Origin of the sequence: Rothia sp. HMSC073B08 (assembly GCF_001812975.1) — a bacterium.
In the GTDB taxonomy this organism is placed as follows: domain Bacteria; phylum Actinomycetota; class Actinomycetes; order Actinomycetales; family Micrococcaceae; genus Rothia; species Rothia mucilaginosa.
In genome coordinates this window covers 1-14,118 of sequence record NZ_KV811057.1, presented here as the reverse complement: position 1 = coordinate 14,118, position 14,118 = coordinate 1, and the positions used below count along the sequence as shown (strand labels likewise).

Sequence of the window (14,118 nt, the reverse complement as noted above, 5' to 3'; positions counted from 1 at the left end):
GGGTACGCCCCCTTCCGTTCAAACGCTAACGAGCGCCTGATTTTTTGTAATTACAAGCCGCAGCGGCTTACACAGCACAGGCTGCTTACTTCGACAGCACCTGACGCTTCGAAGAAATCACGCCCGTATTGAAACCAGCCAGGTGCAGGCCACCGTGGAAACGCGCATGCTCAATCTTCACGCACTTATCCATCACCACGTTCAGGCCAGCAGCCTCACCAATCGCGGCAGCCTCCTCACTCCAGGAGCCCAACTGCATCCACACGGTCTTCGCGCCCAGATCCACAGCCTCCTGAACCACGCCCGGCAGGTCCTCGTTACGGCGGAAAATCTCCACCAGATCCGGGACCTCCGGCAGGTCCTGCAGCGACGGGTACACCGGCTGACCCAGCACAAGCTTGCCCTTCGCCGCCAGAATCGGGTTCACAAAATACAGCTTGTACGGCGACGCCGACTGCAGGTACGTTGCCACAAAGTACGAGGCACGCGAAATCTTATCGCTCATACCCACAATCGCGATCGTGCGGGTATTACGCAGAATGTTCAGACGCTCAGGGGCGGAAGGACCCACCCAGGTACGCTTCTCAGTCATTACTTCTCCTCCTGAGTGGTAGTAGGCAGGGAGCAGGATGCGCCAGCAGCAGCCTCAGCGGCGGCAGCGTCCTCGGCGGCCTTAGCGGCGGCAACCGCCTCCTCAGCCTCCACAACCTTGTCTGCGCTGGACTCGCCCACACGTTCACCGGCGTGGTTCAGGCCGGTCGCGTAGGTCAGCGCCTGATCCAGGTCCCAAATGATATCTTCAACGTCTTCCAGACCCACGGAAATGCGGATCAGGTCCTCACCGACACCGCCAGCAGCCAGCTGCTCAGCGGTCAACTGCTGGTGCGTGGTCGAACCCGGGTGCAGCACGAGGGTGCGTGCGTCACCAATGTTCGCCAGGTGGCTTGCCAGCTGCAGGGCGCCGATGAACTCGCCACCGACCAGGCGGCCGGAAGCCTTCTCGGTCGCCTTCACGCCGAAGGAGAACACGGAACCGACACCCAGCGGCAGCAGCTTCTTCGCACGCTCGTGGTGCGGGTGGTCTTCCAGACCGGCGTAGTTCACGTAGGCGATACGCTGATCCTCAACCAGCCAGGCGACAACCTGCTTAGCGTTCGCCAGGTGCGCGTCCATGCGCTGCGGCAGGGTCTCAACACCCTGCAGCAGGTTGAACGCGGACTGCGGGCTCAGCGACGGACCGAAGTCACGCAGCTGCTCAGAACGCAGCTTAGTCAGGAAACCGAACTCACCGAAGTTACCCCACCAGGACACGCCGTTGTAGGAGGGAACCGGCTCGGTCATGGACGGGAAGTTGCCGTTACCCCAGTTGAAACGACCGGACTCGACGACGATACCGCCGAGGGTGGTGCCGTGACCGCCCAGGAACTTGGTGACCGAGTGAATGACGATGTCCGCGCCGTGCTCGATGGGGCGGATCAGGTAGGGGGTGGACAGGGTTGCGTCCACGACCAGGGGAATGCCCGCCTCGTGGGCGACCTCTGCGAGGCCTTCCAGGTCGGCAACCTCACCAGAGGGGTTCGCAACAATCTCGGTGTAGATCGCCTTGGTGTTCTCGGTCAGTGCCGCTTTGTAGTCGGCGGGGTCGGTGCCGGGCACGAAGGTGGTCTCAATGCCGAAGCGGCGCAGGGACACGTCCAGCTGGGTGACGGTGCCGCCGTACAGCTGCGAAGAAGCCACAATGTGGTCGCCCTGCTGGCACAGAGCCGCGAAGGTGATGAACTCGGCAGCCATGCCGGAGGCGGTCGCTACCGCACCGATACCGCCTTCGAGGGAGGCGATGCGCTCCTCCAGCGCGGCTACGGTCGGGTTGGACAGGCGCGAGTAGATGTTGCCGTACTTCTGCAGAGAGAAGAGGTTCGCGGCGTCGTCAGCGTCTTTGAAGACGAAGGAGGAAGTCTGGTAGATGGGGACCGCGCGGGCACCGTGTTCAGCGTCGGGGGTGCCGCCCGCGTGTAGTGCGCGGGTGCGGAAGCCGAAAGTGTGTTCAGCCATTGGTTTGCTCCTGGTGTATCTGCCCGCCTGTGTGCGGGGAGTCGATAGTGGCTCGACTTTATACTGTGCCACCGGCGGCGGGGTGCACCAAGTGCGGGTACCTATATGTCGTTTATTGCGGATTATGACGGGGCATCATATCAGCTGTCATAACAGAAGTTGTTATGACGGCTGTTATGATGCACGCTCAATCAGCGCCGGCAAAATACCCGGTTTTAGCCTGTAATTTCGGGGTTTTCAAGGTTCAAGACGCGAGGAAAATATCCCATCATAACAACATCATCGCAGGATGATAACAACTTCATAACAGAAATTGTTATGATGCTGTTATGACGTTGCTATAACGTTCACCAAGAAGTAGCCATCGGGAGCATGCATGGAAACAAACACCGCCGAACTCATCGAAAACCTACGCCGTAGCCAGGCTGAAAACGGGCGAGTAGAAGTCAAAGCTGCAGCTGGCGGGTTCCCCAAGTCCGTTCTTGAAACCGTTAGCGCCTTCGCTAACGGCGACGGTGGCACCATTCTTCTTGGCCTGACCGACCCGGCAGAAGGTCTGCAACCGGTTGAAGGTTTCAACGCACAGGCAGTCCACGACGCATCCGTTGAGGCAATCCGTTCCAAGATCACGCCTCGACCCCCGGTAGATATTCAAATTGAGGCGGCAGACGAGCAGCACCGTATCGTGCGCATCGACGTACTCCCCGGCGACCCGACGCAGAAGCCCTACTACATCGAAGCACACGGCATGTACAACGGCTCCTACCAGCGTGTTGGTGAGGCGGATATTCGCCTCACCAAGTACGAGATTGACCGCATCCTAGAGAACCGCAGCCAGCCCCGCTACGACGAAGAACTTGTCAGCGAGGCAAGCTTCAAGGACCTCTCCCCCACCCTCGTCAGCGCCTACGTCGCGCGCCTCCGCGAGGAACAGCCTCGCGTTTTTGCCGCGCTTTCTGACCGTGAGGTTCTTCTGCAGGCGCGCATTCTCCGCATCGATTCTGAGGGTCGAGAAGTGCCCACTCTTGGGGCGCTTCTCGCCATGGGCTCATACCCGCAGGCGTTCTTCCCGCAGCTGATGATGAGCGTTGTTGTTCTTCCGGGTGAAGAACTGGGTGAGGTCACCGAGGATGGTCGACGTTTTCTAGACAATCACAGCTGTACCGGGCCTATCCCCTCCATGCTGGATGAAGCGATGGGCGTTTTGGTTCGCAATATGCGCAAAACGTCCACGATGGAGGGTCTCAACAGCAGCGGTATCGGGCGGGTTGAGCGCTACGAGTATCCGCTGGAGGCTATCCGTGAGCTCTTGGTTAACGCCCTCATGCACCGCGATTACTCGCCGGGTGCGCGCGGCTCGCAGGTGCAGGTTGAGCTCTACACCAACCGCTTGGTGGTGCGTAGCCCGGGCGGTATTTACGGTGCCGTGACTATCCGAGATTTTGGTCAGCCCGGTGTTTCTTCAACCCGCAACAGCTACTTGGCGAGCATTCTGACTGACCTACCCGACCCGGGGACGGGGCGCTTGATTGCAGAGAATAGGGCTTCCGGTATTCCCACGGTTCTGCGCGCATTGAAGGAGGCGGGCCTGCCCGCTCCCCAGTTTGCTGACCGTTTGCTTTACGTGCAGGTCACTCTGATGCAGCCTCCGCAGGGTGTGTCTTTCAAGGAGCAGAAGACCGCACCTGAAGATCAGCCCCAGCGAGTTGCCCGCTCCAAGGGCACACATTCAGACGGCACCACCACCAAACCTTCGGGCACCGACGCGTCGCTTGACGGCCTCAGCGAACGCCAGGCCGGTATTGTGCGCGGCCTGCGTGCGCAGGGCGAGGCGGCTTCCATCGCGTACATCCAGGAACATTGGGGTCGGGGCGCTTCACGTACGTCCATTACGAATGACCTGCGCCGTCTTGTGGAGGCAAAGCTGATTGTCGCTACAGCTCCGCCACGTAGCAAAAACCGTAAGTATCGCGCTGCCTAAGCATCGCCGTAGTACGGGCACGCAAAAGGGGAGGGAAATAGAGCGGTTATTCTCTATTTCCCTCCCCTGCGGCTATTCAGCTAAGACCTTCTTAGCCGCAAGCCCATTCAAAGACGACCTGCGAGAAGTCGCGGGCAGCAAGCGCCTCCGGAGTAATCAGCCAGTTTCCAGAACCGGCGTCACCCCACATGATTTCAATCTCCTCGTCTTCGTTCTCCTCATTCTCCGACTCAGAGACGATAGTCAGCAGATTCACCGTGTGGCCGCGCAGCTCCTTAAACTCATCGCGCGGGTCGTTCTGCACGAAGTACGGGTATCCGCCCATGTGGGAGTACTCTTCATCCGATTCGAAAGGCTCCGTCAGCTCGTAGATGGCCTCGCGGCGCGGCTGGTTCCTGTACGGGTTCTCGTGCGCCTCGGGTAGCTTCTCCTCCGGGTAGGTTTCATCCCACTTCGCGCCAAAAACGTCGTAGTAGTCGTAGCCGGAGGCGGTTACACCCTGCTCGCGCACCTCAAAGGTCATGCCGTACTCAATCTCGAGCGGGCCGCTCTCACAGTCGAAACCGCCGATGGGCCAGCCGCCCTCGTCCCAATCCACGTTCGGGAACGGTGCATCCGGGTTCGGCTCACCCAGCGTCTCGTAGTACACAATGCGGTGGTTCTTCTGCGAGAGCGGGTTCTCGTAGTCGTAACCCCACATGCACTCTTCGTCGTTGGGGTTAATCCAGAACTGCAACATACCGGTTGCCGGGTAAATGTCATTCTCGGGCAGGTCAGCGCAGTTAATCTGCGCAATCATGCCCAGCGGTTCGCCCGCCTCATTGGTCGGTGCGGACTCGCCGGCGGGCAGGTACGGGCGGCCGCCAAACTTGGATGCGGTCTGCGGCAGCGGCTCATCGGGTACGAAGGGCTTCAGAGCGATAGCCTTCTTGCGAGCTCCCTCCTGGTTGAGCAGGTCGATAACGTGCTTCACCTGCTTTTCAATGTCCTTGAACGGTTTGTTGTCGAGCATCTTAGAATCTCCTCATTGATGATGTGAAAGTAGCGCAGTCTTTAGCCGCAAGCCCACTCAAAGACGACCTGCGAGAAATCGCGGGCGGCAAGCGCCTCCGGGGTAATCAGCCAGTTCGCCGCACCAGCGTCACCCCACATCACGTACACGCCCTCCTCAGCGTCCTCACCCCACTCCGATTCGATAGTCAGCAGGTTCACGGTGTGGCCGCTCAACTCCTCGAACTCGTCACGCGGGTCCTCCTGCACGAACGAGGGGTAGCCGCCAATATGCGAGTAATCCCTCTCCTCCGATTCGAAGGGCTCCAGCAGATTGTAGGAGGCGTCACCGCGTGCGTTCGGTTCCTCGGGCAGCTTCTGATCCGGGTACATTTCATCCCAGGTGTCAGCGAACTGGTCGTAGATTTCGAAGCCGCCATCCAGGAAGCCCTGCTCCCAGGTCTCGAAGGCAAGTGCGTACTCGGTGGTTGCCTCAGAAACATCCATGCCCTCAAGTCCCAAAGGCCAGCCGTAATCACCCCAGTCGATGATCGGGAATGGAACCGGGAACTGCACATCCGGGTTCGGTTCATCCAGCGTCTCGTAGTAGACAACACGGTGATTCTTCTGCGAAAGCGGGTTCTCGTAGTCGTACCCCCACATGCATTCTTCGTCGTTCGGGTCGATCCAGAACTGCAGCATGCCGGTCGCCGGGTAAATATCGTTTTCGGGCAGGTCGGCGCAGTTAATCTGCGCGATCATGCCCAGCGGTTCGCCCTTCTCATTGGTCGGCGCAGACTCGCCAGCGGGCAAGTACGGGCGGCCACCAAACTTGGAGGCGGTCTGCGGCAGCGGCGCGTCCGGGCTGCTTACCTTCAGTCGAATCGCCTGCTTACGCGCGCCACGCTCGTTGAGCGCGTCAATGACGCTGCGTGCCTGCGCCAGGGTCTCTTCGGAGGGGTTATTCATCGGCATGATGTACTCGTTTCGTCGGTGAATTAATCGGTGTGAAATGTTCCGTGTGAAGGCGTGAGGCAACGGTACCGCGGCGCCTTCTACCCCCATTAGACCCTATTTCCGGCGGGCGCGCACCAATTCCGGTCACGAGTGCATCCGGCGGCGACAATCAGGTGCGAAAGCAGGTGCCAAGCGTGCAGAAAGCCCCGCCTCCTCACCCTCATGCGCAGGCATGAGAGGTAAGAACGCGGGGCTTCCCGGCGAATCTCTACGAATCTCTACGAGAGGCTAGAACCTTTAGAGCGCCTTCTCGATGGTCTCCAGAACACCAAGCGCGGCAGCCGGGCCAGCGTTCAGGAAGAACATGTCAGCATCCACGCTGTGCGCGTGCTTCTCGGTAACAGCCTTGAGGGTGCTCCACAGTGCCTCACCGGTCAGCTTGGACTCGTCGCCGCCCTGCACACCGTAGAACAGGTAGTCGCCATCAGCCTGGTCAAGCTGCTCGGAGCTCAGGTCGATGGAGGTCTTCTCAACCTGCGCAGCTGCGGGACGTGCCAGGGACGCATCCGCGCAGATGGAGCCCACAAACGAGGACTTCGCGAAGATGCGGGTGCGGTCAGCGGAAGCGTACAGGAAGGAGAAAGTCTTCTCGCTGCCGGTCTTCTGACCGACCGACTTCGCCTTGGTGTTGTACTCCTCCATGAGCTTCTCAGCCTTCTCGGTGGTGCCCAGCGCGGCGGCAATCAGCAGGAAGTCCTGCTTCCAGTTGACGCCGGTGCCCTCGGTGACCACGGTCGGCGCGATCTTGGCGAGGGACTCGTACAGCTCGTCCTTCTTGTTGGTGTTGTTGATGAGGATCAGGTCGGGCTTGAGGTTTGCGATGGCCTCAACGTCCGGGTCGGTGCGCTTACCGACCTTGGCAATCTTGTCGAGCTCTGCGGACTTATCGGAGAACTTGGTCTTCAGGTAGGCGGGGACCAGGTCGGCGTCACCGGCAGTTGCCGCGCCGACGGGCACGATGCCCAGGGAAAGCACGCCGTCGAGCTGACCGGTGGAGAGAATCACGACCTTGGAGGGTGCGGATTTGATGGTGGTTTCACCGCGGAAGTGCTTGACGGTGCGGGGGAATTCGCCGTCAACGGTGGTGGTGCCCATGCCGGAGGGCAGGGCGGAGGGTGCAACCTTCTTACCGGTCGCAGAAGCAGACGCGGAGGAGGAAGAGCCGGAAGTGTTGGAGGAACCGCAAGCTGCCAGGGCGAGGGCACCGAAGGAACCGAGTGCGAGTGCACCGAAGGAGCGGCGGGTGATCTTGTTCGTCATATTTGCCATATTATTAGGATAACCTCATATATGCATATGCGATACTTAATACTCATCTATTGATACGTTAAGCATCCTCCGTCCGCACGGGAGCACACCGCTCCCCCACCACCTCCAAAGCCTATGACACCACAGACCTCCCCCTCTTCCGGACCCGCCGTTAGCGCTGCTTCCCTGGCGAAAATTCGTGCCCTCTCCGCTTCTTCGGACGCCGTATCTGGCGCCTCCTCTGGCGGTCAGGGTGGCAAGTCTATCTCGCGTCTGGCGGTTGCGCTCATTATTGGCGGCGTTCTGCTAGTGCTGCTTTGCGCCCTGTCGTTTACGGTGGGTTCGCGCCTGTTCACCCTGGACCGCTCCATTGACGGTTTCCTCCACCCGGAGGCGAACACCATCGAGTCGAAGCTGATTTGGGCGAAGCGTGCCCCGCGTACCGCCGCGGCGTTGCTGGTGGGTGCCGCGTTGGCGGTGTCGGGTGTGCTCATGCAGGCGTTGAGCCGTAACCCGCTGGCTGAGCCGGGTCTGCTGGGTGTGAACTCGGGTGCTGCCGCCTCCGTGGTGGTCGGTGTGGGCGTTTTTGGGGTGTCGTCCCCGTTCGTTCAGCTCTGGCTGGCGCTGGCCGGTTCGGGTCTGGCGGCGGCGCTGGTGTTCGTCATGGGCCTGGTGGATTCTAAACCGAACCTGGATTCGACGGCGCGTCTGGTGCTGACGGGTGTGGCGGTGAATGCCTGCCTGGGCACGATTACCGGCATTATCACGATGTTTAATTCGAAGGCTTTTGATTCGCACCGTTTCTGGGTGGTGGGTTCGCTGGAGAACCGCACCTTTGAGCAGGTGCTGTCTGCGCTGCCCTTTGTGGCGTTGGGTTTGGTGCTGTCGTTCATGCTGATTGGTCCTCTGCGTGCCCTGGCACTTGGAGAGGATGCGGCAGCCGGCCTGGGTGTGCCGGTGACAATGGTGCGTGGCGCGACGATTATTGCGATCATGGCACTGTGTGGTGCGGCGACTGCGGTTGCGGGCCCGATTGGTTTTGTGGGCCTGGTCGTGCCGCATGTGGTGCGTCTGCTGGTGGGTTCCGATATTGCGCGTGTGCTGCCGCTGTCGCTGGTGTACGGCCCGGTGTTGGTACTTGCCTCCGATATTTTGGGTCGCGTTCTGGTGATGCCGAGTGAGCTTGAGGTGGGTATTGTGACCGCCTTTATTGGTGCCCCGGTGCTAATGGTTCTGGTGCTGCGATTGAGTACGGGTGCGCGCGGTGCGAAGAAGGGCCGCATGGGTGCGAAGGCGCAGGCGCACGATGAATCGGGTCCAGCTCATGTGTCGGAGCACGGTCCGCATCGTGCTCAGCGCCCTGTTGCGCGTGGTTCGTCTGGTTCATCTGGCGCGTTTGGTTCGTAGGTCCCGGTTTCTGAGAGGTTTTATTGTGAGCGTTGTGTCTCGTTCTGTAGCCGGGTCTGTGCGTATCCCGGGGCGTTACCGCACCCCTATTCCGCGTACCCTGCTGGTGGTGGCGGTGCTTATGGTGGCGGCGGTCGCCTCCCTGGTGTTTGGTAGTTATCAGATGAGCCCTGATCAGGTGTTTCGCCTAATTTTTCAGGGTGAGGGCACGGAGATTGAGCGCCAGCTGGTGTTGAATCAGCGCCTGCCGCGTATGCTTGCCGCCGTGGTGGTAGGTGCGGCTTTGGGCTTGTCGGGCGCTATTTTTCAGTCGGTTTCCCGTAATGCTCTGGGCTCGCCGGATATTATCGGCTTCACGGTGGGTTCGGCGACCGGTGCCCTGTCTGTGGTGCTGATTGGGTCGTTGAGTTCTACCGGCGTGGGTATGGGCATGGGCGCTATTATTGGCGGTTTTGCGACGGCGGCTGTGGTGATGCTTCTGGCGGGTGCGCGCGGTGGCGCGACGATGGGTCAGAAGATGGTGCTGATTGGTATTGCGGTGAGTGCGATGCTCAGTTCCGTGAATGATTACCTGATTACGCGCGGTGATTTGGAGAAGGCGGAGGCGGCGAAGACCTGGCAGCACGGTTCGCTGAATGCCATCTCGTGGAATCAGATGTCGGTGCAGGCGGTGCTGTTGCTGGTGGCTATTCCGCTGGTGCTGATGCTGACGCGCCGCTTGCGCACCTTGGAGCTCGGCGACGATTTGGCGGCGGGTTTGGGTCTGCCTGTGAAGAAGACCGTGAACCTGCTGGTCGCAGCCGCCGTGTTGCTGGTGGCTGTGGCGATTTCTGTTGCGGGCCCGATTGGTTTCTTGGCGCTGGTTGCCCCGCAGATTGCGCGCCGCCTGTGGAACACTCCGGGTACGGCGATGTGGCATTCGGCGTTGCTGGGTTCGGTGATTTTGGTGCTGGCTGATTTTGTGTCGGCTCGTGCGTTGGCGCCGTTCCAGATTCCGGTGGGCCTGGTGACGGGCGCGTTGGGTGGCATGTATATGCTGTGGTTGCTGTACCGTCAGCGCTAGTTGCGCCGTCTATTCCGTATGAGTGACCGGGTGCTCCCGACTGTGGGGGCACCCGGTTTTCTCTGTTTCACGGGGTTTCACGGGTGGTTTCAGAATTTTTCAGAATTTTCCCAGTTTTACCCCGGGGTAGATTAAAAACTGCTTATCGTGTCAGGGGTCGCTCATAGAGTGTAGGTGTTGGAAGGGACGATCCTTCCGACCGGGCACGCCGTCTCCTGCGGTGTTGCCGCTAGGTTGATTCAGCATCTACGGAAGGAACGGTCATGGAAAACACCACTCACGAGAGCCAGTACGCAAACGCAGAGATTTCCTGCACCGCCGATGAGCAGCTGTGCCGTGATGCAGAGTTCAACCTGCTGATGCAGGCGGGCACCATCGTCCGTATGGAGCGTTTCAACGTGGAGGAGCTCCGCGGCGTTCTGGAGCAGCTGGTGGCTGACGGTTCGTGCTTCCGCACCGCGCCGGCGTCTTCGACGATGGGCCGCGTGATGCGTCACCTGACTCAGGGTGCTTCCGGTTATGAGGCGAACCTGGCTGAGCTGCGTGCGGCGGCGCAGAACGCTCTGCTGTTCGTGTTCCCCCTGGAAAAGGACTTGGAGATGTGCCTGCGCTTTGAGCGTGTGCAGGGTACCGGCCTGGCGTTGACTCGCCTGGGCGTGAGCCCGGTCAATGGTGACCTGTGGACTCAGCACTGGGCAATGCGTGCGCTGGAGTGCACCGGCGGCGTGTTTGCGGTGGAGTCCGCTCCGGGTGCCTGCAATTTTGAGCTGCGCCGCGAGATGTTCTACGCGATGCTGTCGCTGGTTGAGCTGTCGACTTTGGGCCTGTCGGCTGAGCCGGAGGACTTCTACATGTTTGCTGATTCGGAGGCTGTGTGTAAGAAGTTCAAGCGTGAGCGTCGTGATTGCCGCCGCGCGATGCGTGCCCAGTACGACCGCGCCGCATAAGGTATATCGTGTATGCCTTATGCGGCATACACGCATATCAGAGCCATTTGTTCTTCTTGAAGAACCAGTAGAGAAGCAGGCAGGAACCCACCATGAGTAGCAGTGCGGCGGGGTAGCCGAACTCCCACTTGAGCTCGGGCATGACCTCAAAGTTCATGCCGTACACCGAGCCAACAATGGTGGGCACCATGAGTAGCGCCGCATAGGCGGAAATTTTCTTGGTGTCGTCGTTCTGTTGCTGACCGAGCAGGGTGTCGTGCACGCGCAGGGCGTTTTCGAGGGAGCTACGAAGATCCTCAAGGCGTTCCTTCGTGTGCACCACGTGGTCGAGCACATTACGGAACTGGCGGGCAAGTTCCACGGCCTCGTCTTCAACCTCGCCCTGGCTCGCGCCCGGGTAGGGGGACGGGTCGAGCGCGCCGGTGCGTAGGCCTTCAATGATGCGACCCATCATCGGTTCGAGGGGTCGGCAGGCTCGCTGAAAGTCAATCACCTGGTTGAGTAGCTCGTATATGCGCTGCGCCAGGGAGTTGGCGTCTTGGCGGTCGTGCGCGGAGAACAGGATGTCTTCAATCTCGTCGTTGTCGTTCTCGAGTCCCTCGAGCACGGGGGCGTACCTGTCGACGGTGCTGTCGAGGATGCGGTGCAGCAGTCGGGCGGGGGATGCATCGGGGGTGGCGTAGAGCAGGTTGAACTTGTCGTTGATGCGCTGTTCGTCGCGAACGAGTGCGAGGGTGTAGCGGGGGCCGGTGAAGAGGTGCAGTTCGCTGAGGCGCACTTCTTCTTTTTTGTCGAGGTAGATGGCGGGGCGGATGACGGTGAAGAGGGAGTCGCCGTATCGTTCTAGTTTGGCGCGCTGGTGGCCTCGTCCGGCGTCTTCGATGGCGAGTTCGTGCAGGTTGAAGGTTTTTTGCAGGGCGTGTAGTTCGTGGATGTCGGGGTTGGCGTATCCGAGGGCTACGGCGGTGTTCTCGTCCGCGTAGGCGCGGAGGGTTTCTTCCTCGGTGGCACCCAGCTGAGGGCGGTCCGAGCTCGGGTAGATAGCTCCGGTGATATAGGACATCGTTTTTCTCCTCTGAACGCTTTGGCGCCACGTGTGTGGGCGCTCTTTCCAGCATACGGCACACGCCCCGCCTGGTCATGTGCACCGCGTGTGCACCTGGCATGGGAAAGCCCCCGGAAGACACCTGTAAGGTAGCCTCCGGGGGCTTTCACGTATTGAGCTATTGCGCTTAGTCTTCGTTGATGAGGTCGCGAACCACAATGGTCTGGTCGCGGTCCGGGCCCACACCAATCGCGGAGATACGGCAACCGGAAATCTCTTCCAGCTTCAGCACGTACTTGCGGGCGTTCTCGGGCAGCTCATCCAGGCTCTTCGCATCCGAAATGTTCTCGGTCCAGCCGTCGTAGTACTCGAAAATCGGCTTAGCGTGGTGGAACTCAGTCTGAGTCATCGGCATCTCGTCGTGGCGCACACCGTCAACGTCGTAAGCCACGCAGACCGGGATCTTATCCAGGCCGGTCAGCACGTCCAGCTTGGTGATGAACAGGTCGGTGAAACCATTGATGCGCACAGCCTGACGCGCCAGCACGGCGTCGTACCAGCCGCAACGACGCGGGCGGCCAGTGTTCACGCCGAACTCGCCGCCGGTGGTGCGCAGGAACTCGCCCATCTCATCGAACAGCTCAGTCGGGAAGGGGCCAGCACCCACGCGAGTAGTGTACGCCTTCTGAATACCAATCACACGGGAGATGCGGGTCGGGCCCACCCCCGAACCGACGCACGCGCCGCCGGAGGTCGGGTTGGAGGAGGTCACGAACGGGTAGGTGCCGTGGTCAACGTCCAGGAAGGTTGCCTGGCCGCCCTCCATCAGCAGGGTCTTACCCTCGTCCAGTGCCTTGTTCAGCAGCTGGGTGGTGTCCACAATCATCGGCTTCAGACGCTCGGCGTAAGACATGAAGTACTCGACGATCTCGTCAACCTCAACGTGGCGGCGGTTGTAGACCTTCACCAGCAGTTCGTTCTTCTGGCGCAGTGCGCCTTCAACCTTCTGACGCAGGATCGACTCGTCCAGGATGTCCTGAACACGCACGCCGAGGCGGCCAACCTTATCCATGTAGGCGGGGCCGATACCGCGGCCGGTGGTGCCGATAGCGCGCTTGCCGAGGAAACGCTCGGTCACCTTGTCCATGGTCTGGTGGTAGGGTGCGACCAGGTGTGCGTTAGCGGAAATCTTCAGGCGGGAGGTGTCAGCGCCGCGGGCCTCAAGGCCGTCAATCTCAGCGAAAAGAGCCTCGGGGTTAACAACCACGCCGTTACCAATCACGGGGACGGCGTTATCACTCAGAATACCCGCGGGCAGCAGCTTCAGCTCAAACTTCTGGCCGTTCACCACCACGGTGTGACCGGCGTTGTTACCGCCGTTGGGCTTGACCACGTAGTCTACGCGGGGGCCGAGCAGGTCGGTTGCCTTACCCTTACCCTCATCGCCCCACTGGGCGCCCACAATCACGACAGCTGACATTTTGTGCTCCTTGAAAGCCTTGAAGATACGCACCGGATTTCACGGCGCGGCGGCGACCTACCGCCTCATGATCCGGGTAGGCACACCTCTTCTAATGATACCGTGCCCGTCCCTTTAAGTCCCGTGTTACGGGGCGGTAGGCGTTCCGGATCCGGTGCCGGTGAGCCTCACCGGGCACAGTAGCGCCCCCATCCGATATTCGGACGGGGGCGCTACCGGTATGAGCTTATGAAGACTACTTGATGATCTCGATGAAGGTCATCGGGTAGGTGTACTGCTCACCGCGGTTTGCGGCCAGAGCAGCCAGGCTGTGGAAGATAACCATCAGGATAGCCACAACCAGCGGGACAACCCACAGGATGATGCCCAGGATGCCGAAGGTCAGAATAATCAGCAGCCAGGAAGCCATGCTGATGACCCACAGGGAGAAGTTGAAGTTGAACGCGCGGCGTGCCGATTCCTTAGTGAAGCCGTAGCCGGGCTTGTCCTTGTAGATGAACCACATCACCAGCGGCGCGAGAATACTTGCGGATGCGAAGGACAGCAGAGACAGAATTGCAGAAGCCAGGTGCGCGAGCATCGCCATGTTCTGGTCGTCCTTGGAGGAGACTACGTAACCGTTGGACGGCTGACCCGGCGCCTGCGAGTAGGAGGGTGCCTGCTGGGAGTACTGGTTGTACTGTTCAGGGTTCTGGGACATCGTTCTTTTCCTTAATCTATCGATGAGTGGATACAGCTAATCGTTGAGGTGCGGCGGCAGGCTAACTCGCCGTTCTCGGAGGGTGCCCGCCTCGCTCTGCTTAGTCGCAACGCTCGTGATGGTTTCACCCTATCAAGGCAAAGTAAATGGAATATTAACGGCTCTTCAGAGTTGAGTGTGGTTGGAGG

The 14,118-nt window shown here is 60.2% G+C and carries 12 protein-coding genes; 4 read left to right on the top strand and 8 right to left on the bottom strand.

What is annotated here, in order from left to right; all coding sequences use genetic code 11:
* Positions 1-85 precede the first annotated feature (85 nt).
* On the bottom strand, positions 86-592 hold the full coding sequence (locus HMPREF2884_RS02855; RefSeq protein ID WP_005509183.1) for a CoA-binding protein: 507 nt from the start codon (positions 590-592) through the stop codon (positions 86-88).
* On the bottom strand, positions 592-2,052 hold the full coding sequence (locus tag HMPREF2884_RS02850) for an O-acetylhomoserine aminocarboxypropyltransferase/cysteine synthase family protein (RefSeq protein WP_005509182.1): 1,461 nt from the start codon (positions 2,050-2,052) through the stop codon (positions 592-594). The genes HMPREF2884_RS02855 and HMPREF2884_RS02850 overlap by 1 nt, the downstream gene beginning before the upstream one ends.
* Before the next feature lie 376 nt (positions 2,053-2,428).
* Between HMPREF2884_RS02850 and HMPREF2884_RS02845 the strand changes: the two genes are divergently transcribed.
* Entirely contained in the window at positions 2,429-4,033 is a 1,605-nt protein-coding gene (locus HMPREF2884_RS02845; protein ID WP_070615444.1) for an ATP-binding protein, read from the top strand.
* Positions 4,034-4,124: 91 nt separating this feature from the next.
* Here the strand turns inward: HMPREF2884_RS02845 and HMPREF2884_RS02840 are convergent, their stop codons facing one another.
* The 3 genes from HMPREF2884_RS02840 to HMPREF2884_RS02830 all read right to left on the bottom strand — a co-directional run bounded on the left by HMPREF2884_RS02840 (position 4,125) and on the right by HMPREF2884_RS02830 (position 7,300).
* Positions 4,125-5,045 (bottom strand): YwqG family protein, encoded by a 921-nt coding sequence (locus tag HMPREF2884_RS02840; RefSeq protein ID WP_070615440.1) that lies wholly within the window; start codon positions 5,043-5,045, stop codon positions 4,125-4,127.
* Between the two features lie 41 nt (positions 5,046-5,086).
* Complete coding sequence (locus HMPREF2884_RS02835) at positions 5,087-5,998, bottom strand: YwqG family protein (RefSeq protein ID WP_070615437.1); 912 nt, start codon at positions 5,996-5,998, stop codon at positions 5,087-5,089.
* A 279-nt stretch (positions 5,999-6,277) separates the two neighbouring features.
* Positions 6,278-7,300, bottom strand: coding sequence for an ABC transporter substrate-binding protein (locus HMPREF2884_RS02830; RefSeq protein WP_065423905.1), 1,023 nt, complete (start codon positions 7,298-7,300; stop codon positions 6,278-6,280).
* Between the two features lie 123 nt (positions 7,301-7,423).
* On the opposite strand from HMPREF2884_RS02830, the gene HMPREF2884_RS02825 reads away from it, so the two are divergent.
* From HMPREF2884_RS02825 to HMPREF2884_RS02815, 3 genes are all read left to right on the top strand, one after another.
* Positions 7,424-8,695 (top strand): FecCD family ABC transporter permease, encoded by a 1,272-nt coding sequence (locus HMPREF2884_RS02825; protein WP_070593092.1) that lies wholly within the window; start codon positions 7,424-7,426, stop codon positions 8,693-8,695.
* A gap of 25 nt (positions 8,696-8,720) precedes the next feature.
* On the top strand, positions 8,721-9,758 hold the full coding sequence (locus HMPREF2884_RS02820; protein WP_083309143.1) for a FecCD family ABC transporter permease: 1,038 nt from the start codon (positions 8,721-8,723) through the stop codon (positions 9,756-9,758).
* Between the two features lie 263 nt (positions 9,759-10,021).
* Entirely contained in the window at positions 10,022-10,705 is a 684-nt protein-coding gene (locus HMPREF2884_RS02815) for an integrase (RefSeq protein WP_070615434.1), read from the top strand.
* Positions 10,706-10,742: 37 nt separating this feature from the next.
* Here HMPREF2884_RS02815 and HMPREF2884_RS02810 read toward each other — a convergent pair whose 3' ends face one another.
* From HMPREF2884_RS02810 to HMPREF2884_RS02800, 3 genes are all read right to left on the bottom strand, one after another.
* Positions 10,743-11,768, bottom strand: a complete 1,026-nt coding sequence (locus HMPREF2884_RS02810) for a magnesium and cobalt transport protein CorA (protein ID WP_070615431.1) — start codon at positions 11,766-11,768, stop codon at positions 10,743-10,745.
* Positions 11,769-11,937: 169 nt separating this feature from the next.
* Complete coding sequence (locus HMPREF2884_RS02805; protein WP_049338292.1) at positions 11,938-13,230, bottom strand: adenylosuccinate synthase; 1,293 nt, start codon at positions 13,228-13,230, stop codon at positions 11,938-11,940.
* Between the two features lie 235 nt (positions 13,231-13,465).
* On the bottom strand, positions 13,466-13,930 hold the full coding sequence (locus tag HMPREF2884_RS02800) for a DUF4870 domain-containing protein (protein WP_070615428.1): 465 nt from the start codon (positions 13,928-13,930) through the stop codon (positions 13,466-13,468).
* Positions 13,931-14,118 lie beyond the last annotated feature (188 nt).